The organism is Dryocola clanedunensis (assembly GCF_038405435.1).
Taxonomy (GTDB): Bacteria; Pseudomonadota; Gammaproteobacteria; order Enterobacterales; family Enterobacteriaceae; genus Dryocola; species Dryocola clanedunensis_A.
Map to the genome: position 1 here is coordinate 185,207 of NZ_JBBYHZ010000007.1, position 21,339 is coordinate 206,545.

21 protein-coding genes, 2 tRNA genes, 1 rRNA gene and 1 pseudogene are annotated in these 21,339 nt (G+C 57.1%); 9 read left to right on the plus strand and 16 right to left on the minus strand.

Annotation, left to right across the window (positions count from 1 at the left end; all coding sequences use genetic code 11):
- Positions 1-19 precede the first annotated feature (19 nt).
- From uraH to AAE045_RS16375, 5 genes and pseudogenes are all read right to left on the minus strand, one after another.
- The gene (uraH, locus tag AAE045_RS16355) at positions 20-355 is read right to left on the minus strand and encodes a hydroxyisourate hydrolase (protein WP_455548628.1); all 336 of its coding nucleotides are present in this window, start codon (positions 353-355) and stop codon (positions 20-22) included.
- On the minus strand, positions 355-864 hold the full coding sequence (uraD, locus tag AAE045_RS16360) for a 2-oxo-4-hydroxy-4-carboxy-5-ureidoimidazoline decarboxylase (protein WP_455548653.1): 510 nt from the start codon (positions 862-864) through the stop codon (positions 355-357). The genes uraH and uraD overlap by 1 nt, the downstream gene beginning before the upstream one ends.
- Positions 847-2,103 (minus strand): annotated as a pseudogene (gene hpxK / locus AAE045_RS16365) (allantoate amidohydrolase); the annotation flags it as partial. The pseudogene hpxK and the gene uraD, both read right to left, overlap by 18 nt.
- Positions 2,103-3,344, minus strand: a complete 1,242-nt coding sequence (locus AAE045_RS16370) for a pyridoxal-phosphate-dependent aminotransferase family protein (protein ID WP_455548629.1) — start codon at positions 3,342-3,344, stop codon at positions 2,103-2,105. The pseudogene hpxK and the gene AAE045_RS16370, both read right to left, overlap by 1 nt.
- A 201-nt stretch (positions 3,345-3,545) precedes the next feature.
- The gene (locus AAE045_RS16375; RefSeq protein ID WP_455548630.1) at positions 3,546-4,385 is read right to left on the minus strand and encodes a MurR/RpiR family transcriptional regulator; all 840 of its coding nucleotides are present in this window, start codon (positions 4,383-4,385) and stop codon (positions 3,546-3,548) included.
- Between the two features lie 116 nt (positions 4,386-4,501).
- Between AAE045_RS16375 and AAE045_RS16380 the strand changes: the two genes are divergently transcribed.
- The 4 genes from AAE045_RS16380 to hpxZ are packed head-to-tail and all read left to right on the plus strand — an operon-like array spanning position 4,502 to position 8,041.
- On the plus strand, positions 4,502-6,088 hold the full coding sequence (locus AAE045_RS16380) for a gamma-glutamyltransferase family protein (protein WP_455548631.1): 1,587 nt from the start codon (positions 4,502-4,504) through the stop codon (positions 6,086-6,088).
- 10 nt (positions 6,089-6,098) lie between these two features.
- On the plus strand, positions 6,099-6,284 hold the full coding sequence (gene hpxX, locus AAE045_RS16385; protein ID WP_455548632.1) for an oxalurate catabolism protein HpxX: 186 nt from the start codon (positions 6,099-6,101) through the stop codon (positions 6,282-6,284).
- The gene (locus tag AAE045_RS16390) at positions 6,281-7,657 is read left to right on the plus strand and encodes an AtzE family amidohydrolase (protein WP_455548633.1); all 1,377 of its coding nucleotides are present in this window, start codon (positions 6,281-6,283) and stop codon (positions 7,655-7,657) included. The genes hpxX and AAE045_RS16390 overlap by 4 nt, the downstream gene beginning before the upstream one ends.
- The gene (gene hpxZ, locus AAE045_RS16395) at positions 7,658-8,041 is read left to right on the plus strand and encodes an oxalurate catabolism protein HpxZ (protein WP_202302366.1); all 384 of its coding nucleotides are present in this window, start codon (positions 7,658-7,660) and stop codon (positions 8,039-8,041) included.
- Between the two features lie 60 nt (positions 8,042-8,101).
- On the opposite strand, the gene puuE is transcribed toward hpxZ, so the two are convergent.
- Positions 8,102-9,046 (minus strand): allantoinase PuuE, encoded by a 945-nt coding sequence (gene puuE / locus AAE045_RS16400; protein ID WP_455548634.1) that lies wholly within the window; start codon positions 9,044-9,046, stop codon positions 8,102-8,104.
- Positions 9,047-9,078: 32 nt separating this feature from the next.
- Positions 9,079-9,816 carry an aspartate/glutamate racemase family protein gene (locus AAE045_RS16405; RefSeq protein WP_455548635.1) on the minus strand — a complete coding sequence of 246 codons (738 nt, stop codon included), beginning with the start codon at positions 9,814-9,816 and terminating at the stop codon, positions 9,079-9,081.
- A gap of 222 nt (positions 9,817-10,038) precedes the next feature.
- Here AAE045_RS16405 and AAE045_RS16410 point away from each other — a divergent pair, with 222 nt between their 5' ends.
- Positions 10,039-11,529 (plus strand): NCS1 family nucleobase:cation symporter-1, encoded by a 1,491-nt coding sequence (locus tag AAE045_RS16410; protein WP_455548636.1) that lies wholly within the window; start codon positions 10,039-10,041, stop codon positions 11,527-11,529.
- A gap of 53 nt (positions 11,530-11,582) precedes the next feature.
- Here AAE045_RS16410 and AAE045_RS16415 read toward each other — a convergent pair.
- Together AAE045_RS16415 and dnaQ are read right to left on the minus strand one after the other, a co-directional pair.
- Positions 11,583-11,659: transfer RNA gene (locus AAE045_RS16415), tRNA-Asp, on the minus strand.
- Positions 11,660-11,784: 125 nt separating this feature from the next.
- Positions 11,785-12,522 carry a DNA polymerase III subunit epsilon gene (gene dnaQ, locus AAE045_RS16420; protein WP_455548637.1) on the minus strand — a complete coding sequence of 246 codons (738 nt, stop codon included), beginning with the start codon at positions 12,520-12,522 and terminating at the stop codon, positions 11,785-11,787.
- Positions 12,523-12,574: 52 nt separating this feature from the next.
- On the opposite strand from dnaQ, the gene rnhA reads away from it, so the two are divergent.
- Positions 12,575-13,048, plus strand: coding sequence for a ribonuclease HI (gene rnhA, locus AAE045_RS16425; protein ID WP_237391107.1), 474 nt, complete (start codon positions 12,575-12,577; stop codon positions 13,046-13,048).
- On the opposite strand, the gene AAE045_RS16430 is transcribed toward rnhA, so the two are convergent.
- Positions 12,999-13,763: a class I SAM-dependent methyltransferase gene (locus AAE045_RS16430; RefSeq protein ID WP_455548638.1), complete on the minus strand. Its 765-nt coding sequence runs from the start codon at positions 13,761-13,763 to the stop codon at positions 12,999-13,001. The two genes, rnhA and AAE045_RS16430, sit on opposite strands and share 50 nt — an antisense overlap.
- Positions 13,764-13,800: 37 nt before the next feature.
- On the opposite strand from AAE045_RS16430, the gene gloB reads away from it, so the two are divergent.
- Entirely contained in the window at positions 13,801-14,556 is a 756-nt protein-coding gene (gloB, locus tag AAE045_RS16435; RefSeq protein WP_455548639.1) for a hydroxyacylglutathione hydrolase, read from the plus strand.
- Positions 14,557-14,626: 70 nt separating this feature from the next.
- Positions 14,627-15,997, plus strand: a complete 1,371-nt coding sequence (gene mltD, locus AAE045_RS16440) for a murein transglycosylase D (protein WP_455548640.1) — start codon at positions 14,627-14,629, stop codon at positions 15,995-15,997.
- 62 nt (positions 15,998-16,059) lie between these two features.
- On the opposite strand, the gene AAE045_RS16445 is transcribed toward mltD, so the two are convergent.
- From AAE045_RS16445 to AAE045_RS16455, 3 genes are all read right to left on the minus strand, one after another.
- A complete protein-coding gene (locus tag AAE045_RS16445) occupies positions 16,060-16,827 on the minus strand; it encodes a class I SAM-dependent methyltransferase (RefSeq protein ID WP_455548641.1) in 768 nt (255 codons plus the stop codon).
- Between the two features lie 72 nt (positions 16,828-16,899).
- Positions 16,900-17,706 carry an endonuclease/exonuclease/phosphatase family protein gene (locus AAE045_RS16450; RefSeq protein WP_455548642.1) on the minus strand — a complete coding sequence of 269 codons (807 nt, stop codon included), beginning with the start codon at positions 17,704-17,706 and terminating at the stop codon, positions 16,900-16,902.
- A 147-nt stretch (positions 17,707-17,853) separates the two neighbouring features.
- Positions 17,854-19,029: an MFS transporter gene (locus AAE045_RS16455; RefSeq protein WP_455548643.1), complete on the minus strand. Its 1,176-nt coding sequence runs from the start codon at positions 19,027-19,029 to the stop codon at positions 17,854-17,856.
- Positions 19,030-19,133: 104 nt separating this feature from the next.
- Here AAE045_RS16455 and yafC point away from each other — a divergent pair, with 104 nt between their 5' ends.
- Complete coding sequence (gene yafC / locus AAE045_RS16460; protein WP_455548644.1) at positions 19,134-20,036, plus strand: DNA-binding transcriptional regulator YafC; 903 nt, start codon at positions 19,134-19,136, stop codon at positions 20,034-20,036.
- A 6-nt stretch (positions 20,037-20,042) separates the two neighbouring features.
- Here yafC and dkgB read toward each other — a convergent pair whose 3' ends face one another.
- The 3 genes from dkgB to rrf all read right to left on the minus strand — a co-directional run.
- Entirely contained in the window at positions 20,043-20,846 is an 804-nt protein-coding gene (dkgB, locus tag AAE045_RS16465; protein ID WP_455548645.1) for a 2,5-didehydrogluconate reductase DkgB, read from the minus strand.
- A gap of 159 nt (positions 20,847-21,005) precedes the next feature.
- A tRNA-Asp gene (locus AAE045_RS16470) sits at positions 21,006-21,082 on the minus strand.
- A gap of 182 nt (positions 21,083-21,264) precedes the next feature.
- A 5S ribosomal RNA gene (rrf, locus tag AAE045_RS16475) occupies positions 21,265-21,339 on the minus strand; the annotation flags it as partial.

The following is a 21,339-nucleotide window of genomic DNA, read 5'->3' on the forward strand; positions in this document are numbered from 1 at the left end:
CCTTCCGTTTTCAGTGGGTTCAACTGCCGCGATAGGTAGACCACGACCAGGGGGAGATGAGGAACGGCAGGTGGTAATGACCGCCGCCCTCGGGAATCACAAAATCGATTTGCGCCGTGGGATACAGCGTCTCCCGCGAGGTTGCCGCAAAGTACTGGCCAATTTCAGCCGTCAGGCGGTAGCGCCCCGCCTCCAGCGGCACGGGCAGTAAATCTTTCAGACGCCCGTCGGCATCCGTCTGCCCCTCACCGATAATTTCCCAGCCGTCTGCAAACTGAAATTCAAGGCGGATAACCACGCCCCCGGCAGGTTTGCCCAGCGCGGTATCAAGAACATGGGTGCTTAGCTGGCTCATCAGGCGAAAGCTCCTTCAAGTCGTAGCAACGTAATCTGGCGCAGCTGTTCCAGCGCCTCGGCTTCTTCCTGCTGCGGGGAATTTTTCAGGCGACGCTGGAGCTCGGCAAGGATCTCTTCCCCGCTGCGGCCCTTAGCGCGAATCAGAAATACCCGCCCGAATTTCGCTTCGTACTCGGCGTTGCCCTGGGCAAGTGCCAGACTGAGGACGGTATTTTGTGGGTCCACGGCAGATTGTTCACCACGGGAGAGCGTGGCCTCTTTACCGTTACCCTGCGCTCTTTCCCCAATACGTGGATGGGCAGAAAGAGCCAGCTCAAGATCCTGCCGATCCCAGCCTCCGGCCAGATCGGCCGCACGATCGAGCAGCTCGTTAAACGAGTCATAGGGTCTGCCTGCCACCACGCCATTCACCCATTCAGGAAGCGCAACGCACGGGGAAACCAGACGCTGTGCATCCTGCTCCTCTGCGTTGTTGAAATCTGTAAGCGGCGACTGGGCCTGCTGAATAACCGCATGGGTGTATGCCCGTACCGCCTGAGCGACGTCGGCCCGGGTGACCGATTCGGCCGGATGATGACTGATGCCCCGGTCGCAGCGCACAAACAGCATGCCCACCGGCCAGCGTTCGGCAATGGCGATAGCGTCGTGTCCCGCCCCGCTCGGCAACGAGAGGCTGCGGCCCTGCACGGCGCTGACGGCGGCCCCGAGCTTCGCCTGTAGCTCTTCGTCACAGGGCGTGGCCGGAATGGAATAGTAAGTTTCGGCGCTGAATATCAGCCCACGGCGGGCAGCGATCTGCTCGCCTTCGCTTAATAACCGGCGGAGCAAATCGTCCAGATTGCCGTCCTGCGGGCTGCGGATATCCAGCGTCAGATGCACTTCACCGGGGATGACGTTGACCGCCCCAGGCGCGCACTGTAGCGAACCGACGGTGGCTACAAGATCCGGCCCCTGCTCACGCGTGGCCCGTTCGATGAGGGACATCCACTCGGCGGCTCCGGCCAGCGCATCTTTGCGAATCGACATCGGCACCGTGCCCGCGTGACCAGCCTCACCGGTAAATTGGCAGTTCAGCCGCCGCGCGCCGTTAATCGCGCTCACTACCCCAAGGGCAAGATCGTGCCGCTCGAGCACCGGGCCTTGTTCGATGTGTAGTTCCAGATAGGCGCTGAATGCATCCGGGCGGCGGGCTGCGTGCGCAATACGCGACGGGTCGAACCCCGCGTTGAGCAGCGCCTGCGCCACGCTGATGCCCGCAGCATCTTCGCAGGCCAGCCAGCTTTCCGGCCATGTCCCGGTCAACCCTTTACTGCCCAGCAGCGTGATGCCAAAACGCGTGCCTTCTTCATCGCCAAAGCCCACGATTTCTATCGCCTGCTCCAGCTGGATAGCGTTCTGATAAAGATAAGCGACGACTTCCAGCGCGCTCAGCACGCCGAGCATGCCGTCATAGCGCCCCGCATTGCGCACGGTGTCCAGATGCGAGCCAAGCAGCACGGCCTGCGCGCCCTCGCTCGCGCCTTCGTAGCGGCCGCAGACGTTACCCACCGCGTCCTGCCAGGTGGTCATGCCAACCTGCTCCATCCAGCTGGCGACCAAATGGTTGGCGCGCAGATGTTCGGGTGACAGGTAGACGCGCGTCAGGCCGTCCGGCGTTTCGCTAAGCGCGGCCAGCATATCCGCCCGCTGTAGGATGCGCTGCGCCGCCGCCTCTGCCGCAGCGGGCGTCATGGCAAGTTTTACCATCAGCGGCTCCCCTGCGCGTAGATATCCCACGCCGCCTGCATCGCCGCGCCCTGGGTTGTTTTGAAACCGAGCCGGTTAAGCACCGCCTCCAGCGCGGTCAGCGTTTGCAGCACGCAGTCTTTACGGGCGTTGTAGCCCATGGTGCCGATGCGCCAGATCTTGCCCTGCAGTGGGCCGAAAGAGGTGCCGATCTCAATATGGAAATCCTCCAGCAGCAGCTTGCGGACTTCCTCACCGTGTACGGCGGAGGGGATCACCACGCCCAGCACGTTATTCATTTTGTGTTTCAGGTCGCCGAAGGTTTCCAGCCCCATCCCCTGAATGCCCGCCACCATCGCTCTGCCGTGCAGCTCATGGCGGGCGATGCCGCGATCCAACCCTTCTTCGAGGATCACCCGGGCGCACTCGCGGGCGGCAAACAGCATGCTGGTCGCTTCGGTGTGGTGGTTAAGACGCTCCGGGCCCCAGTAGTCCATCACCATGCCGAGATCGAAATAGTTGGAGTAGATCATCTCGTCTTCGCCATCTTCGTGCGCAGCGGTGCGGATCCCTTCCTCCACGCATTTGCGGCGGCGGATAACCTCTTCCATTTTCGGGCTGATAGTAACCGGCGAGCTGCCGGACGGGCCGCCGAGGCATTTTTGTAAGCCCGCTGAGACGGCGTCCAGGCCCCAGGCGTCCGTTTCCAGCGCGTTGCCGCCGAAGGAGGCCGTGGCATCGGTGTAGAACAGCACGTCGTGGCGGCGGCAGATATCACCCAGCTCCGCCAGCGGCTGCAACATGGTGGTGGAGGTGTCGCCCTGCACCGTCAGCAGCAGGCGCGGTTTTATCTTTTTGATCGCGTCTTCAATCTGGTCGGCGGTGAAAACTTCGCCCCACGGCACTTCAATGGTGTGCACTTCGGCGCGGCAGCGGCGGGCAATTTCACAAAGCAGATGGCCGAAACGACCGAACACCGGCACCAGCACTTTATCGCCGGGACGGATTGCCGAAAGCAGAATAGCCTCGATGCCAGCCCGGGACGTGCCGTCCACCAGCATGGTCCAGCGGTTCTGCGTGCGGAACAGCTCGCGATACAGCGCCATCACCTCATTCATATAGCCCGTCATCACCGGATCGTACTGGCCGATAAGCTGGCTTGCCATGGCGCGCAGCACGCGCGGATCGGCATTGATTGGCCCCGGCCCCATCAGCAGGCGGTGCGGCGGATTAATCTGTGGGTAGTCCTGAATGGCGAACATGCGCGTTCCTTTTATTCTGCGTGAAACAAAAGATTCTATACGGATAGTTTTGCAACTAATGTGCCATGAGGCAGAAAAGATTTAAAGAAAGGACGGTGGACAGCGCGGCGCTGTTCCACCCGGCCAGATGTGAATGATTAATCCGGCAGTAATGAACCATTACGGTTCACTGATGATGTGCAAACGCACCATGGAGGTGCGTCAGCGCTGTTCTAATTCGTCCAGTTCGTTATAAAGATCGGCAATCTGGTGGATGCGCTGGCGGCCCGTGGATAGCGCTTCGTGCAGCACGGCGTTGGCCAGCAGGTTCACCAGGCTCATGGCGCCGCTGTAGCTGTCAAAGGCGGAGACGCTTTCCAGCGGGGCGGATAGGTGCCAGCGGCAGAGCGGGGCCAGCCCGGAGGCCTGGGTTTCGCTCATCACCACCAGAGGAATACCGCGCTCGTGCAGGTTAGCCAGCAGCGGTTTAATGATGCGCGGGCGGCGGCGGAAGGCGACCACTACCACGCAATCTTCTGCGCTGAGATCCACCAGCTCTTCCGCCAGCGTCTGGCCCGGCTGCGGCAGCAGATAGACGTCGCTGCGGCTTTGTAAAAGCTGCTGGCGAAGATGGATTGCCACCGGCCACGAGTTGCGCAGGCCGATGATAAAAATGCGTCGGCCGCTCACCAGCGCGCTCACCACGGCGGCAAACTGCTGCGCGTCCAGGGCGTTTACCCACTGGGTTAAATTGGCCATTTCCTGTTTATAATGCCGCGCCAGCAGGGTGTTGCCCTGCACCGCGTCACGGTTTTCCGTCAGCGGCATGCCGCTCTGGCGCAGCGTCCGCAGCTCGTCGCGCATATCCTTATAGCGGTCGTAGCCCAGCCGTTTGAACAGGCGGCTGACCGTGGCTTTCGAGACGCCGGAAAGGCGCGCCAGCTCGGCGCTGTTGTAGCTAATCAGGTCATCGAAATGGTCGACGATAAACGCCGCCACGCGCTGCTCCTGCGGGGATAGCTTGTCGTATGCGGCGCGCAGCCGTTCATCTAGCTGTTTCACGATGGCTCCTGGAATTTTTGTTTCACCGGAGCCTGACACAGCGAAACGATCCCCGTCAACCTGGAACAGCTCTTGCTTGATAACAGCACCGACTTTGGTCCAAAGAGACAATAACGATGATGCAAAGCAATATGGCTCCCTCCGGCATGGCCGTCACACCGCACCATCTTGCCAGCGAAACCGCGCTGTCCGTTTTACGCCACGGCGGCGATGCCATTGAGGCGATGGTCGCCGCCGCCGCAACTATCGCCGTGGTATATCCGCATATGAACGGCATCGGGGGCGACGGATTCTGGCTTATCGTCCCACCGGAAGGCGAGCCGATTGCCATAGACGCAAGCGGGGCTGCGGGCACGCTCGCAACCTTTGACTTTTTTGCGGGTGAGCAGGCTATTCCCCACCGGGGGCCAAAGTCGGCAATCACCGTGCCGGGCACCCTGAGCGGCTGGGATGAAGCGTTAAAAGTTTCTGCCCAGTTGGGTGGTGGCCAGCTGCCGCTTTCACGTCTGCTGGCGGATGCCATTCGCTACGCCGCCGACGGCATTCCCGTCACCCAGTCGCAGGCCAGCGCCACCCACGGTAAATATGCCGAGCTGGTTGATATCCCCGGCTTCGCGGAGACGTTTTTACATCGAGGTGAGATCCCCCGCGCGGGCAGCCGCTTTACCCAGCCGAGGCTCGCGGAAACGCTGACGCGCCTGACCGTAGAAGGACTGGAGAGTTTTTATCGCGGGCCTCTCGCCGCGCTGATGGCGGAAGAGCTGCGCGAGCTGGGCATGCCGATTAATTATCAGGATCTTGCGGCCCAGCGCGCAAAAAGGCGCGTTCCGCTGCGGCTCGAGCATCAGCACGGTGAAATCTTCAATATGACGCCGCCAACGCAGGGGCTGGTTTCGCTGGCGATTCTGGGTATTACCGACAATCTGCCGATGAAAGATGCCGACGAGGCGCAGACCGTCCACCGCATCGTGGAGGCAACCAAGAAAGCCTTCGCCCTGCGCGACCGGTACATTACCGATCCGCGCCATATCACCACCTCAATTCAGAGCCTGCTGGAACCGGAGCCCCTCGCGGAGCTTGCGGCACAAATCGATGATGAAAAGGCCGCGGCCTGGGGAACCGGTAAAGGCCCCGGCGACACGGTCTGGATGGGCGTGATTGATAACAGCGGACTGGCGGTGTCGTTTATCCAGAGCATTTATCACGAGTTTGGCAGCGGCGTGGTGCTGCCGAAAAGCGGCGTGCTGTGGCAGAACCGGGGCGCGGCGTTCAGCCTCAACCCGGAGCATCTCCTGGCACTCGCCCCCGGCAAACAGCCTTTCCATACGCTGAACCCGGCTGCCGCTCGTCTTGCAGATGGACGCACCATGGTTTACGGCTCGATGGGCGGCGACGGCCAGCCGCAAACCCAGGCGGCTATCTTCACGCGCCACGTCATTCAGGGAATGCCGTTACAGGAGGCGGTGAGCGCCCCGCGCTGGCTGCTGGGCAGAACCTGGGGCCAGGCCACCGACAGCCTGAAGCTGGAGGGGCGCTTCAGCCCGGAAACCTTCGAAACGCTGCGCAGGCTGGGGCATGACGTCGAATCCCTGCCCGACTTCAGCGAGGCCGTCGGCCACGCGGGGGCCATTGTGCGCCACACCAACGGCATGCTCGAAGGTGCCTACGATCCACGCAGCAACGGCAGCGCCGCCGGATTCTGAGGAGAGGCAGATGAGACAAGAAATTGACTGGCCGACGTACATCGCCTGTATGGAACAGCTACTTGAGGTGCCGCTGGATGACGAGCGTCGCGAAGAGCTGGCGGTGCAGCTGGCCCGCATGGCGGGCATGGCGGCCCCGCTGATGGCCTTCGAACTCCCTCAGCGGCAGGAAGTCGCGGGGGTCTATAAGCTATGAATTTTCCGTCGATTAAAGCGATCCAGCAGGGGCTGGCGAAGGGTGAGTTTTCCGCAGGCGAGCTGGCGCAGCAAACGCTGGCAACGATTGAACAGGCTAATCCAACGATCAATGCTTTTACCGCCGTCACTCAGGAACGTCTTTTGCGCGAAGCTGCAATTATCGACCGCCTGCGTGCGAGAGGCGAAACTCTGCCGCCGCTTGCGGGAGTGCCCTACGCGGTAAAAAATCTTTTCGATATCGAAGGTGTGACAACGCTTGCAGGAGCAGAGCTGTTCAGCACCAATCCCGCCGCCAAAGAAGATGCCTTTGCCGTTCGCAGGCTTAACGAAGCCGGGGCTACGCTTGCTGGCGCGCTGAATATGGACGCCTATGCCTACGGCTTCACCACCGAAAACAGCCATTACGGCGCGACCAGCAATCCGCGGGATATCAGCAGGGTTGCCGGAGGCTCGTCCGGCGGCTCGGCGGCAGCCGTCGCGGCTGGCATGGTCAGCTTTACGCTCGGCACCGACACCAACGGCTCGATTCGCGTTCCCGCGTCCCTGTGCGGCGTGTTTGGGCTGAAGCCGACGTTCGGGCGGCTTTCGCGCAGCGGCAGCCAGCCGTTTGTCGCAAGCCTCGACCACATCGGCCCGCTGGCGCGTAGCGTGGAGGACCTGGCGCTGGTTTATGACATTTTGCAGGGCGCGGACAGCAGCGACCATTTTCAGTCTGGCCGGCCAGCGGAAAGAATCTCCGCGAAGCTAAATGACGTCGGAAGATTGCGGTGCGCGGCGCTCGGTGGCTTCTTCGACACCTGGTGCGACGATGCTGCCAGAAACGCCGTTGCCACGGTGGCCCGTGCCCTCGGGGCGTCTGAAAGCATTACGCTGCCCGAGGCAGAGCTTGCCCGCTCGGCGGCGTTTTTGCTGACCGCTGCCGAAGGAGGAAACCACTATCTGCCCGCCTTACGCCGGGAGCCGCAACGCTTTGAGCTGAATTCCCGCGAGCGTCTGTTAGCCGGAGCTATGGCCCCCTCCGCGTGGTACACTCAGGCACAGCGCTTCCGCGCCTGGTTCCGCGACCAGACTCTGCCGCTCTTTGACCAGTTCGATGTGCTTATCGCCCCCGCCACACCCTGTTGCGCAACGCTAAAAGGGCAGCAGACGATGCGCATCAACGGCGCAGATCTGCCCGTGAAAGCCAGCATGGGAATGCTTGCCCAGCCAATTTCATTTCTGGGATTGCCGGTGGTCAGCGTACCGTTACGCACCGCCAGCGGCCTGCCGATTGGCGTACAGCTCATCGCCGCTCCGTGGCGCGAGGATGTCTGTTTGCAGGCCGCACGACTGCTCGAAATGCAGGGAATAGTGGACGTGAAGGTAAATTAAATGATGCGTGACAATATCGACCGCCCGGCGATCCTCAACGAAGTCCGCGCGGCGTTTTACCGCTACGAGCAGGCGTTGATCAGCAATGATATCGCCGTGCTCGACGAGCTTTTCTGGGACGATGCCCGCACCGTGCGCTACGGCGCATCCGAGAATTTATACGGCATTGAGCAGATCCGGGCTTTCCGCAATGCCCGCCCGTCCCAGGGGCTGGAGAGGCTACTGGATAACACCACTATCACAACCTACGGCGATGATATGGCGGTGGCCAGCACCGAGTTCTCCCGCGACGGCAGCGAGAAAATTGGCCGCCAGATGCAGACCTGGGTGAAGTTCCCGTACGGCTGGCGCATCGTGGCGGCGCATGTCAGTCTGATGGCCTGACCCAGCGGTGGATGGCGCTACCGCTTATCCACCCTACAAGCTCCCTCAAGGGAGAGGGGATCAATAAGGGTGGGTTTTCACCCAGTGTTCGGCGATCTCCTGACGGCGGCAAATCCACACGTCGTCGAACTGCTGCACGTAGTCCAGAAAGCGCTGTAGCGCCCGGAAGCGTCCGGGGCGGCCCAGCAGGCGGCAGTGCATGCCAACCGACATCATTTTCGGCGCGGTTTCCCCCTCTTCGTACAGCACGTCAAAGCTGTCTTTCAGATAGGTATAGAACTGTTCGGCGGTGTTAAAACCCTGCGCGGTGGCGAAGCGCATGTCGTTGGCGTCCAGCGTGTAGGGCACGATGAGATGGGGTTTCACCGAGCCGTCTTCGCAGTTTACCCTGCTCCAGAACGGTAAATCGTCGCCGTAATAATCGCTGTCATACAGAAAGCCGCCGTTTTCCGCCACCAGCCTGCGGGTGTTCGGACTGTCGCGGCCCGTATACCAGCCGAGCGGCTTCTTGCCGAACAGATCTTCCAGTATCTCAATCGCCTGATGCATGTGCTGGCGCTCGGTGGCGACGTCCAGGTTCTGATAGTGGATCCAGCGCCAGCCGTGGCTGACCACATCGTAATCGGCCGCTTTAATGGCGGAGACAATTTCCGGGTTACGCGCCAGCGCCATCGCCACCCCGAAAACGGTCATCGTCAGCCCGCGCTTCTGGAATTCGTTGTGGATGCGCCAGAAGCCCGCGCGGGAGCCGTATTCATAGAGCGAATCCATCGACATATGGCGATCGGGGAAGCTGGCCGCACCAATGATATCGGACAGGAACTGCTCCGAGCCGCTGTCGCCGTGCAGAACGTGGTTTTCCCCGCCCTCTTCAAAATTAAGGACAAACTGCAGAGCGATTCGCGCTTTGCCCGGCCACTGCGCATGGGGCGGTTTCCCGCCGTAGCCCTTCATGTCGCGCGGGTAGTTCTCGGTAAAGTTGTAGGTTTTCGGTACAGCCTGCATGGTTCGTATCCTTGCTCGGGCCGAGCCGGAATTCAGCTCAGCATGTCAAAACAGCCTGATAACGGCTTTTTATTGGGATACGCGAGGTCGCCGTGTTTGCTGGTGCCAAAGCCGAGGGCGATAAGGGATTCCACCATCTTTACCGCCGCCGTGACGCCGTCGATAACCGGGATCCCCAGCTCTGCCGTCAGCTCCTGCGCCAGGTTTGCCATGCCCCCACAGCCAAGCACGATGGCCCCGCTGTTATCTTCACGCATGGCCTGGATGCAACGCTCGCGTACCTTCTGTTGAGCAAGACCCGTGCCATCTTCTAAGGCCAGCACCGGTAAATCGATGGCGTGCAGCGCGGCGCAGTGATGTTCGAAGCCGTACTGCCGTAATAAATGGCGGGCAATGATCACCGTGCGCGGCAACGTGGTGACAATGGAAAAACGTGTCGCAAGCAAAGTTGCGGTATGCATAGCCGCTTCAGCAATGCCGATAACGGGGCCGGTTGCCAGCTCGCGCGCTGCCAGCAGGCCCGGGTCGCCAAAGCAGGCGATGACGTGGCCGCTCGCACCCTGCGCTTTTCCAAGTTTGATTTGCTCCAGTACGCCTACCGCCGCAATGGCCTCGTCGAAATGCCCTTCTATAGACTCCACGCCCTGCGTCGGACAGACGGCCACAATCCTGCTGGTGGGTGCAGCCACGCTGCGCGCCGCTTCGCCGATGGTGTGGGTCATCGCCACGCTGGTATTGGGATTGATCACCTGAATCAAATGTTGCGTCATGCTGGATCCTTGTCGTTTTTCGCCCGCCGCTGAGCACCAGCGTCGGGCATTTGTTTACGTGTTTGCACCGTGATAATGCATTGAATGCATCAATACAACCCTTTCCTGAAGCTAAACGCCACTCAACGGCCCGTTAATTCATGAAATCTGAAACCTGGCCTGGTTAATGCAACGAAAGTTGCAGACATTCCGTCAGCATCTGTTTTTTAAGGAGCAGATTTCATGCCAAACGTTGAACACGCTACGCCTCTGGTCGATAACCCTAACGCTGGCTACAGCCCGCGCCTGTGTAATGAAGATCTGGCGCCGACGCGCAATCAGAGCTGGTCCTGGTACAATATTTTTTCTTTCTGGATGTCCGACGTGCACAGCATGGGCGGCTATGTAGTCGCGGCCAGCTTCTTTACGCTGGGGCTGGCAAGCTGGCAGGTGCTGCTTTGCCTGCTGGTGGGGATTTGCATCGTGCAGCTGTGCGCAAACCTGGTAGCAAAACCCAGCCAGATGGCGGGCGTGCCTTATGCCGTGATTTGCCGCCAGGCCTTCGGCGTGTTCGGTGCGAATATTCCGGCGGTGATCCGCGGGCTTATCGCCTTTGCCTGGTACGGCATTCAAACTTATCTGGCGGCGAACGCCCTGATGCTGGTGATGCTGAAGTTCTGGCCGTCGCTGGCACCGATGACCAGCGGGCATTTCCTCGGCCTGTCGCATCTGGGCTGGATCTGCTTCGGCATTATGTGGGTGCTGCAGGCGATGGTGTTCTGGCACGGTATGAACGCCATCAAACGCTTTATCGATATCGCCGGACCTGCGGTCTACGTGGTAATGATGGCGCTGGCGGGCTGGATCCTTTATCAGACTGGTTTTGATGGCATCTCCTTCACGCTGGCCAGCAAGCAGCTCACCTCCGGCGAACAGGCCTGGCAGATGCTGACGGCGACCGCGCTGGTTGTCTCCTACTTCTCCGGCCCGCTGCTCAACTTCGGCGACTTCTCCCGCTACGGCAAAAGTATGAAGGAGATCCGCCGGGGCAACCGCTGGGGGCTGCCGTTTAACTTCCTGCTGTTCTCGATTGTAACCGTGGTCATTGTCTCCGGCACGCAGTCGCTGTTCGGCAGGATGATCACCGACCCGATTGAAACCGTCAGCCACGTGGGCAACAGCCTGGCAATGGCGATTGGCCTGCTGACCATGATCACCGCGACAATCGGCATTAATATCGTGGCAAACTTTGTTTCCCCGGCTTTTGATTTCTCTAACTGTTCGCCGCAAAAAATTAGCTTCCGTACCGGCGGAATGATTGCCGCCGTTGGCTCCGTGCTGCTTACGCCGTGGAACCTGTTCCAGTCCCCGGAGCTGATTCACTACACCCTGGACGTGCTCGGGTCGTTCATCGGGCCGCTGTTCGGCATTCTGCTGACGGATTTCTACATCATCAAGCGCAGCAAGGTGTACGTGAACGAACTGTTTAATGACACGCCGCAGGGGCGCTACTGGTATAAAGGCGGGTTTAATCCGAAGGCAATTATTGCGCTGGTGCCGTCCGTCGCGATCTGTCTGACGATAAGCTTCATCCCCTCCCTGCACGAAATAGCAAACTTCAGCTGGTTTATCGGCGCGTTTATGAGCGCGGGCTGCTACCGCTGGCTGGCTCGAGCGGAAAAAGAGAGTGATGAGGTGAGCTACAGCGGCGAAGTGGCCGTGTCGAAAGAGTAGATGCCAGAAACGACAAAGGCCTGAATCATTGCTGATTCAGGCCTTTTGAATTGTGGCGGAACGGACGGGACTCGAACCCGCGACCCCCTGCGTGACAGGCAGGTATTCTAACCGACTGAACTACCGCTCCGCATTGTCCCCCGTCGGGAACGAAGCGGATATTACGGACTGGCTCTGCGGGCGTCAACGGTTTTTATAAGAAAGTGCATCGTTTGCCGCAAAAACAATCTGAATGCTGATTTTTAAGTCATTTACTCAGCTTTCAGCGCGCCACAGGCAGCTGCCGCCTTTTTTCATCACCAGATCAAGACGCGATTCATGGGCCGCTACTTCTTCATCGCTGGCCTGAATCACCCGTAAACCTGTCGCACCACGCACCACGCGCTGAATGCCATCGCCACCCTCTTTCTGCTTGATATCCCCTTCCATGGAAAACTTCAGCGACGTCTGGCCGCCGGTCATCATCAGATAAACGTCGGAGAGGATCTGCGCATCGAGCAGTGCGCCGTGCAGCGTTCGTTTACTGTTGTCTATTTCATAGCGGGAGCAGAGCGCGTCGAGGCTGTTGCGCTTGCCGGGGAACATTTTTCGCGCCAGCGCCAGGCTGTCGGTGACTTTGCAGAAGGTGTCGGTTTTCGGGATATCGCGCTTCAGCTTGCTGAATTCGTAATCCATAAAGCCGATATCGAACGAGGCGTTATGAATGACGAGCTCGGCGCCACGGATGTAGTCCAGAAACGAATCCGCGACCTGATCGAACGTCGGCTTGTCCGCGAGGAACTCGTCGGCGATGCCGTGCACGCCAAACGCTTCCGGGTCCACCAGCCGGTCAGGCTTCAGGTAAACGTGGAAGTTATTGCCGGTCAGGCGGCGGTTAATCACCTCCACCGCACCAATCTCAATAATGCGATGTCCTTCGTAGTGAGCACCGATCTGGTTCATACCGGTGGTTTCTGTATCGAGGACAATCTGTCGTGTAATTGCTGTGCTCATAGCGCTCGTTTATGTCAGACTTGGATTTTTACTCACAGGAAGTCTACCAGAGATGCGGAAACAGGTAGAAATTTTCACCGACGGGTCCTGCCTCGGCAACCCGGGACCGGGTGGATACGGTGCTATTTTACGGTACAAGCAGCATGAAAAGATTTTTAGCGTTGGCTATCGCTTAACCACCAATAACCGGATGGAAATGATGGCGGCCATTGTGGCGCTGGAGGCGTTAATCGAGCCTTGCGATATCGTCCTGAGCACCGACAGCCAGTATGTGCGCCAGGGGATCACCCAGTGGATCCACAACTGGAAGAAGCGCGGCTGGAAAACGGCTGATAAAAAGCCGGTGAAGAACGTCGATTTATGGCAGCGTCTGGACGCCGCGCTGGGCAAACATACCATTAGCTGGGAGTGGGTCAAAGGTCACGCAGGCCACCCGGAGAACGAACGCTGCGACGAGCTGGCCCGTGAAGCGGCCTCTAATCCAACTCTTGAGGATGTTGGCTACCTGCCGGATGCGAAGGCTTAGCCGCCGTCCTGTACTGCCTTGTGGCGCCTACCGCTGAGCGTATCTGCGCCTTAGCTTTACGGTTTTTCATCGGGTTTAGCGTAAGCGGCAATGTTCGCTTACGCGCCACAATAACATGCATACAGCCTAATGCGGGCAGATGCGTGCTTAGCATTTTCCCGCCCTGCTTGTGCCACGGCAGAACCTGAAAGCCGCGCTGGTGCATCACTTCAAAATTCAGTAATGAAAGCCAGTCAAACTGGCGCATTGGCGTAAACATGCGGCTGTTGTAGGGGCTGCGCTTGCGCAGAAACGGAATCGCTTTGCCCATGCCCAGCACGCTGACGGGGTTAAAACTGCTGATGATTAGCCAGCCGTCATCAATCAGTACCCTGTCCGCCTCGCGCAGCAAACCATGTGGATCCTGACACCAGGGCAGCGTGTGGGCCAGCAGGCATGCGTCCACAGATTTCGACGCGAAGGGTAAATGCAGCGGATCGGCATTAACCTGCAGGAGCGCTCCCTGTTGGGCAACGTTTACCTGATGGGAAATAGCGCAGCCGCTGGTGTCGATTTCCGCGCTGAGATTGCCTATCTTGAGTAGGTGAAAACCAAACATTTTTGCAAGCCAGGGCTGCAGCTGCTTTTCAAGCCCGGCCCGGTAGTATTCCCCCCAGGGCAACTGCCCCCAGTGATGCGGTGAAGTGAAATTTTCAGGTATCCTTGCCGGTTTCATCGCTACCTTCCTGTTTCTGTCGCCTAGAGGTTGAATTATGAATCTTAACAGTATTCCCGCGTTCCAGGACAACTACATCTGGGTTCTGAACAACGAGTCGGGTAAATGCATTATCGTCGATCCTGGCGAAGCCGCACCGGTGTTAAACGCGCTGGCGAAAAACAACTGGCAGCCGGAAGCCATTTTGCTTACGCACCATCATCACGACCATGTTGGCGGCGTAAAAGAACTGCTGCAAAGCTTCCCAGGCCTTGTGGTGTATGGGCCTGAAGAGACACAAGATAAGGGAACGAACCGGGTAGTACGTGAGGGAGATAAGGTCAATATTTTAGAGTATGAATTTAGTGTTATTGCTACACCCGGTCACACTTTGGGCCATTTGTGCTATTTCAGTTTTCCTTATCTTTTCTGCGGCGACACGATGTTTTCAGGCGGCTGCGGAAGGCTTTTTGAAGGCACGCCAGAGCAGATGTATGAATCATTTCAGAAGCTTAACAAACTACCCGCAGAAACGTTAATTTGTTGTGCTCATGAGTACACCGAATCAAACATCAAGTTTGCCTTAAGTATTTTACCCGAGGACCAGGTATTAATCCGATATTATCGAAAAGTGAAGGAGTTACGCGCAAAAAACCAAGCTACATTGCCGACAACCCTGCAAATCGAGCGCGAAATTAATCTTTTTCTCAGAACGGAAGACAATGATTTAAAAGGAGTAATTAAAACAGAAACAAACTTGCAACAACCAGAGCAGATATTCGCATGGTTAAGGGCAAAGAAAGATAGCTTCTGAATATTCTGGTTGTGTTGTTGGACGGGCAAATGTATTCTTGCTCGTCTTTTAAGCAACCATTGACACACACATGAAGGCAAAAGCGATATTACTCGCCACTGTCCTGCTTGTGGGGTGCCAGGCGTCAAAGCATGACGCCAACATCCAACAGCATGCACAGAGTCTGTCTGCAGCTGGTCAAGGTGAAGCAGGAAAGTACACTGGTCGAGCGAACTCGACGCGATGGATGGACGATGGGACATTCCTCGCGCAAGATCAGAACCTGTGGGACTTCATCGGCGACGAGCAAAAGATGGGGATACCGGAAAACAGCCGGATCCGCGAACAGAAACAGAAGTACCTGAGAAATAAGAGCTATCTCCACGATGTAACATTACGGGCAGAGCCGTATATGTACTGGATTGCCGGGCAAGTTAAGAAACGTAACATGCCGATGGAACTGGTACTGCTACCCATAGTGGAGAGCGCTTTTGACCCCCACGCGACGTCTGGCGCAAATGCAGCAGGCATTTGGCAGATTATTCCAAGTACGGGGCGCAATTATGGTCTGAAGCAGACCAAAGCGTACGATGCACGCCGTGACGTAGTGGCTTCCACCACTGCTGCGCTGGATATGATGCAGCGTCTGAACAAAATGTTTGATGGTGACTGGTTACTCACCGTAGCGGCGTACAACAGCGGCGAAGGCCGCGTGATGAACGCAATCAAAGCGAACAAGGCCCGTGGGAAACCAACGGACTTCTGGTCACTTTCGCTGCCGCGTGAAACCAAAGTCTACGTCCCTAAAATGCTGGCCCTGAGTGAAATTCTCAAGAACAACCAGAAGTATGGGGTACGTTTACCAACAACGGACGAAAGCCGTGCGCTGGCTCGGGTTGAAGTGAGTAATCCGGTACAGCTGAAGCAGGTCGCCGATATGGCGGGTATTTCACTCACTACGCTAAAAGCGTTCAACGCTGGGGTAAAAACCTCAACCGTTGGCAAAAATCAGCGCTATGTGATGGTGCCAAAGAAGCATGCGGATCAGCTTAAAGCTTCTCTGGCCTCCGGTGAAATTGCCGCCGTACAGCCGACGCTGGTCGCCGACAACCGCATTAATGCAGGTGGCAACAAATCTTACAAAGTGCGCTCAGGGGATACCCTGTCGAGCATCGCTGCACGCTTAGGCGTCAGCACGAAAGATTTGAAAAGCTGGAACGGCATCCGGGGTGCGAACATCAAAGTTGGTCAAACGCTGAGCGTCAAAAATGGCAGCCAGCGTTTAGCTGATAATGACAGCATTACCTATAAGGTGCGTAAGGGTGACTCCCTGTCGAGTATTGCGAAGCGTCACGGTGTGAACATCAAAGATGTTCTGCGCTGGAACGATGATACCGACAACCTGAAGCCTGGCGACCAGCTAACGCTGTTTGTCAGCAACAATGCGACACCTGATACCTGATTGTCACTTAAAGAAAAGGCACCTTACGAGGTGCCTTTTTTATTGCCTGTGACCCGTCCTGATTAGACCTTCTTCGCCTCCAGCATGACGATGTCACTGACAAAAGAGCCATCCTCCTGGAGCTCAAAATAGCGCTGAACTTCATCAGAGGCGCTTTGCTGATAGGCGCGAATAGCGTCGGCCAGCACCTGCGGGGTTCTCATTCTCGCGATCCAGCTCGAAAATTCCAGGCTCAGTCGATCGCACAGCAGGTTTTGCGTGCTCAGGCCGGCTTCGTTAAACAAGCTCAGCCATTCACCGCTGGAATAGTTATAAACGTGCGAGGTATCGCGCAATGCTTCTACCGTTTGCAGCCAGATATCCAGCACCGGGTGGCCGGGGGACATCACATCCATAAAGATCGCCGTACCACCTGGCTTCAGCACGCGCTTAACCTCACGCAGCGCTTTACCCACGTCGTGCCAGTGGTGGGCTGAGTAGCGGCTGATCACCACGTCAAAGGAGCTATCCTCAAACGGCAGGATTTCAGCATAGCCCTGCTGGGTGGAGATATTGGTAATGCCGCGCGTTTGCGCCGCATCGTTCACCACCGTCAGCATCCCCTCGGAAAGATCGTAAGCCACCACTTCCTTCACCTTCGCGGCGGCGGTAAAACTGGCGTGCCCTGCCCCGCAGCCCATATCCAGCAGCTTCGCATGAGGAAATGCCGTCAGGCGCTCGCTGAGGCGTTCTAAATCGCGCCCGGAGGCGTGCACGGCGCTCGTCAGATAGGCGCTGGCCTGAGAACCAAACTGTCGATCAACGTTATCGTGGTGGGATTGTGTTGCCATCGTAATGTCCTTGCGTTTTAAGTGAGAGAAAGGGCAGCACACGGGTCTGCCCAACGGCAGACCTGACTAACCTTACTTCAGCTCAGGTTTGCCGGGACGAAATTCGACTAGTAGAGGGTTGTGGTCGGAGGCACGGGTCACCAGCACAGAGGCTTCTGCGACGTTGAATCCGCGATAAAACACAAAATCCAGCGGGCGGCCAAAAGCCTTACGCCGGTGATCGTCCGTAAAACGCACCTCGCGCAGGGTCATTTCCCTTGCGAAGCGATACAGCGCGTTCATGCGCGGACGGCTCCAGGCATTGAAATCACCGGCCATGATCACCGGGCCGTTGTGATGGCCAATCTGATCGCCAATCGGCCCAAGCTGCTTGCTGTAGACATCCACACCCAGGCTGAAATTCACCGCATGAATATTTACCACCATCAGCAAACGACCATCCGGCAGGGGATAGACGGTCACCAGAGCAGATTTAGAGAGGCGAAGAATAGGCTCGCGCTCGCGTAACGGACAACAATAGACCGGATGCGCGGCAGACAGTGTCATAACGCCAGAGGGATGCTGTGGCAAAACGAAGGCTGGCACCTGGTCGGCAGCCAGATAGTTAGTGGTTGCGAATCTCACCAGCTCCGGCGTGGTCTGCGCTTCCTGCAGCAGGACAAGATGCGCATCCTTACCAAAGTTTTGCAGCACCGAAAGCCATTCGGCCCGCTGCTGCTTGAAGATATTCCAGACCAGAACGCGTAACACGCCTTCCGCAGAAGGCAACGGCTCACCGGGTGGCAGGGCCTGACCTATGCTCGCAAACGAGCCAGGCGGCAGAATTCTTTCTGCTGGCTGACCGGCGACATATCGCATGGCATAGGTATTTTTACGCACGTTTGACTGATGACCTCTGTAACCGGAAGCCCCTGAGACGCGGGGCGGTCTTTCAGTTATAGGGACTTTAGCGCAGAGTTTCAATGAACAATTCAAACCATTAATGAATCAGAGCGTAACAAAGTGCGCACGCTCTGCCTCAATCTTTTAGCCGCTGACAGCCACCGTACGTTTATCGAGACGACCACTAAGAGCAATCAACAATAGCGCCCCGACGACAATCACTGCGCCAATCCATGGGGTCTGCGCCAGGCCGAAGCTTTGCACCGTCTGGCCTCCAATGATTGAGCCTAAGGCAATCCCGACGTTGAAGGCGGCTATGTTCAGACCGGAAGCGACGTCTACTGCGTTAGGCGTGTATTCCTCTGCCTTCTGCACAACATAAACCTGCAGGCCCGGCACGTTCCCGAAAGCGAACACGCCCATGACCAGAACGGTGAGCAAAGCGGCAATGTGCGATGTCGCGGTGAACTGGAAGACCAGCAGCAGAGCGGCCAGCGCAGCAAAAATAAACTTCAAAGCCGGTACCGCGCCGTGGCGATCGGCAAGCTTGCCGCCCCAGATATTCCCGATAGCCACGGACACTCCATAACCCAGGAGGATCCAGCTGACAGCGGACGGAGAGTATCCCGCAAGATCCTGCATCATCGGTGCCAGGAAGGTAAATGCGGTAAACACGCCGCCATAGCCCAGCGCGGTAATTGCATAGATGATCAGCAAGCGAGGATGAGTCAGCACTTTGATCTGCTCTTTGACGCTCGCAACCGCACGGGTAGGAATATTATTCGGAATCAGGATTGCGCTGGCGATCAGGGCAATCACGCCGATGGCAGAAACCGCGAGGAAAGTTTCACGCCAGCCAAAATGCTGGCCAATAAATGTGCCCAAAGGAACACCAGTCACCAGCGCGACGGTCAACCCGCCAAACATGATGGCAATGGCGGATGCCGCTTTTTCTTTTGGTACCAGGCTGGTCGCAATAGTGGAACCGATAGAGAAGAACACCCCGTGTGCCAGACCAGTTAACAGGCGCGCAACAACCAGCGTCTCATAGTTAGGTGAAAGCCAGGCGAGCAGGTTACCGGCGGTGAAGAGGACCATCAGGCCAATAAGCAGCTGCTTGCGCGGAAGCTTGCCGGTCAGTGCTGTTAGTACGGGAGCACCAACGGCAACGCCAAGCGCATAGATAGAGACCAGCAGCCCGGCAGAAGGCAGCGAAATAGAAAGTTGCCCGGCGATAGTGGGCACCAGGCCAACTATCACAAACTCAGTGGTACCGATGGCGAACGCACTGATTGTCAGTGCAAGAAGCGCGAGTGGCATAATTTACTCCATAACAGATGTCTTTTGATGACATGCAGTATGGCGGGATGGTTAAATAACAAAAATATGCAAAATCTCAATAGAATTTTGCCTCAGGAGCAACAATGAAGGCCACATCAGAAGAACTGGCGATCTTCGTCGCCGTTGTGGAAAGCGGTAGCTTCAGCCGGGCAGCCGAGCAGCTGGATCTGGCGAACTCAGCCGTCAGCCGCGCCGTAAAAAAGCTGGAGATGAAATTAGGCGTTAGCCTGCTGAACCGTACTACCCGGCAGCTAAGCCTGACGGAAGAAGGTGAGCGCTATTTCCGCCGCGTACAGCAGATTTTGCAGGAGATGGCTGCCGCAGAGAATGAACTGATGGAGACGCGCCAGACGCCGCGTGGGCTGTTGCGTATTGATGCCGCCACTCCAGTGATGCTCCATCTGCTGATGCCGCTCATCAAACCGTTCCGCGAACGCTATCCGGAAATGACGCTGTCGCTGGTTTCGTCAGAGACATTCATCAACCTGATAGAGCGCAAGGTGGACGTTGCTATTCGGGCAGGAACACTGACAGACTCCAGCCTGCGGGCAAGACCGCTTTTTGCCAGTTTTCGCAAACTGATCGCCTCTCCCGACTACCTTGAACAATACGGTATACCAGGCTGCGTTGAGGATCTTAAGGATCATGTCTGTCTGGGGTTTTCGGAAACCGCCAGCCTGAACCGCTGGCCCGTGGCGCAAAGTGACGGACAGCTTTATGATATTACGCCGGGGATTACGTCAAACAGCGGGGAGACGCTGAAACAACTTTGTCTGAACGGGAACGGAATTGCCTGTCTCTCTGACTATATGATTAATCAGGAGATTACTGAGGGGAAATTTGTCGAGCTGCTGGCGGATAAACTGCTGCCGGTGGAGATGCCATTCAGCGCAGTCTATTATAGCGACCGGGCCGTCAGCACGCGCATCAGGGCATTTATCGACTTTCTGAGTGAACACGTGAAACAGCCCCCGAAGGGGCCGTAATTTATCTTAATCCCACTCAGGTGCCAGTCCTTCCGGGCTGACCAGGCGGTCATTGCAGTCCAGCTTAGCAATGGCTGCCATATCCTCGTGATCCAGCTTCAACGACTGTGCCTTCAGGTTACTTTGCAGATTTTCACGCTTCGTTGATGACGGGATCACCGCGTAACCCAGCGCCATCGCCCAGGAAAGAATGACCTGAGCTGGAGTCGCATTATGCTTCTGCGCAATGGCAGCTATCACTTCGTCCTTTAACGCTTTGCCGTAAGCAAGCGTCATATAAGAGGTGATATGGATACCGCGATCTTTCGCCCACCGCACTACTTTGCCGTTCTGTAGATAAGGAGACAGCTCAATCTGGTTGGTCGCAATATTTTCTGCTCCTACAGCGTCAATAACCTGCTGCATCAGCTCGATGGTGAAATTAGAGATCCCAATCTGGCGGGTCAGCCCTTCTTTCTTAGCCTCCAGCAAAGCCTGCATGAATTCTGCCACCGGCACGGCATCTCGAGGCGATGGCCAATGGATCAAAGTCAGGTCGACGTAATCAGTGCGCAGCTTGCTAATACTCTCCTTCAGGCTCGCTATCAGTTTGTCTTTGCTAAGGTTTTCGATCCAGATCTTCGTTGTGATAAACAGATCTCTGCGCGCTATGCCGCTCTCTTCTATCGCCTGCCCAACAGCCGCTTCGTTATCGTAAATCTGAGCGGTGTCGATCGAGCGATAGCCGAGTTCCAGCGCCGTTTTAACCGATGCGATTACCACGTCGTCTTTTAAGCGAAACGTACCTAAACCAAATGCAGGGATGGTCATGACTTACCTCGTAATATGTGTTTGTAATACGAGGATTATGCAGGCAGAAATTATGCTGAAAAAGAGAGGTAAATGCAGAAGATATTTGCGTGAAAAACAACAATCCCTGGATTTCAGACAAGAAAAAAGCCCTGAGTCTTAGACTCAGGGCTTAATAAGTGGCGGAACGGACGGGACTCGAACCCGCGACCCCCTGCGTGACAGGCAGGTATTCTAACCGACTGAACTACCGCTCCACCGAATTTCTTACAACCACCAGATGTCACTCTGGCTTTTACTGCTTTGAATTTAGAGCCTGGCAGTTGATGAACTTCGTTCACCCTACGGGCCGTTGCTTTGCAACGTTCAGGCTGCGCCTGTCCTACTCTCTGAGAGTAGAGAACTGCCTCGTACTACCAAGTTACAACTTTAAATAAGAGCCTGGCAGTTCCCTACTCTCGCATGGGGAGACCCCACACTACCATCGGCGCTACGGCGTTTCACTTCTGAGTTC

Coding starts and splice junctions, on each gene's coding strand:
- AAE045_RS16430 (WP_455548638.1), bottom strand. CDS start 13,763: ATGAAACCGGCAAGGATACCTGAAAATTTCACTTCACCGCATCACTGG.
- dkgB (WP_455548645.1), bottom strand. CDS start 20,846: ATGACCATCCCTGCATTTGGTTTAGGTACGTTTCGCTTAAAAGACGAC.
- rnhA (WP_237391107.1), top strand. CDS start 12,575: ATGCGGAAACAGGTAGAAATTTTCACCGACGGGTCCTGCCTCGGCAAC.
- AAE045_RS16405 (WP_455548635.1), bottom strand. CDS start 9,816: ATGACGCAACATTTGATTCAGGTGATCAATCCCAATACCAGCGTGGCG.
- AAE045_RS16445 (WP_455548641.1), bottom strand. CDS start 16,827: ATGGCAACACAATCCCACCACGATAACGTTGATCGACAGTTTGGTTCT.
- mltD (WP_455548640.1), top strand. CDS start 14,627: ATGAAGGCAAAAGCGATATTACTCGCCACTGTCCTGCTTGTGGGGTGC.
- hpxZ (WP_202302366.1), top strand. CDS start 7,658: ATGATGCGTGACAATATCGACCGCCCGGCGATCCTCAACGAAGTCCGC.
- yafC (WP_455548644.1), top strand. CDS start 19,134: ATGAAGGCCACATCAGAAGAACTGGCGATCTTCGTCGCCGTTGTGGAA.
- gloB (WP_455548639.1), top strand. CDS start 13,801: ATGAATCTTAACAGTATTCCCGCGTTCCAGGACAACTACATCTGGGTT.
- AAE045_RS16455 (WP_455548643.1), bottom strand. CDS start 19,029: ATGCCACTCGCGCTTCTTGCACTGACAATCAGTGCGTTCGCCATCGGT.
- AAE045_RS16380 (WP_455548631.1), top strand. CDS start 4,502: ATGATGCAAAGCAATATGGCTCCCTCCGGCATGGCCGTCACACCGCAC.
- puuE (WP_455548634.1), bottom strand. CDS start 9,046: ATGCAGGCTGTACCGAAAACCTACAACTTTACCGAGAACTACCCGCGC.
- hpxX (WP_455548632.1), top strand. CDS start 6,099: ATGAGACAAGAAATTGACTGGCCGACGTACATCGCCTGTATGGAACAG.
- AAE045_RS16390 (WP_455548633.1), top strand. CDS start 6,281: ATGAATTTTCCGTCGATTAAAGCGATCCAGCAGGGGCTGGCGAAGGGT.
- dnaQ (WP_455548637.1), bottom strand. CDS start 12,522: ATGAGCACAGCAATTACACGACAGATTGTCCTCGATACAGAAACCACC.
- AAE045_RS16370 (WP_455548629.1), bottom strand. CDS start 3,344: ATGTTCGCCATTCAGGACTACCCACAGATTAATCCGCCGCACCGCCTG.
- uraH (WP_455548628.1), bottom strand. CDS start 355: ATGAGCCAGCTAAGCACCCATGTTCTTGATACCGCGCTGGGCAAACCT.
- AAE045_RS16410 (WP_455548636.1), top strand. CDS start 10,039: ATGCCAAACGTTGAACACGCTACGCCTCTGGTCGATAACCCTAACGCT.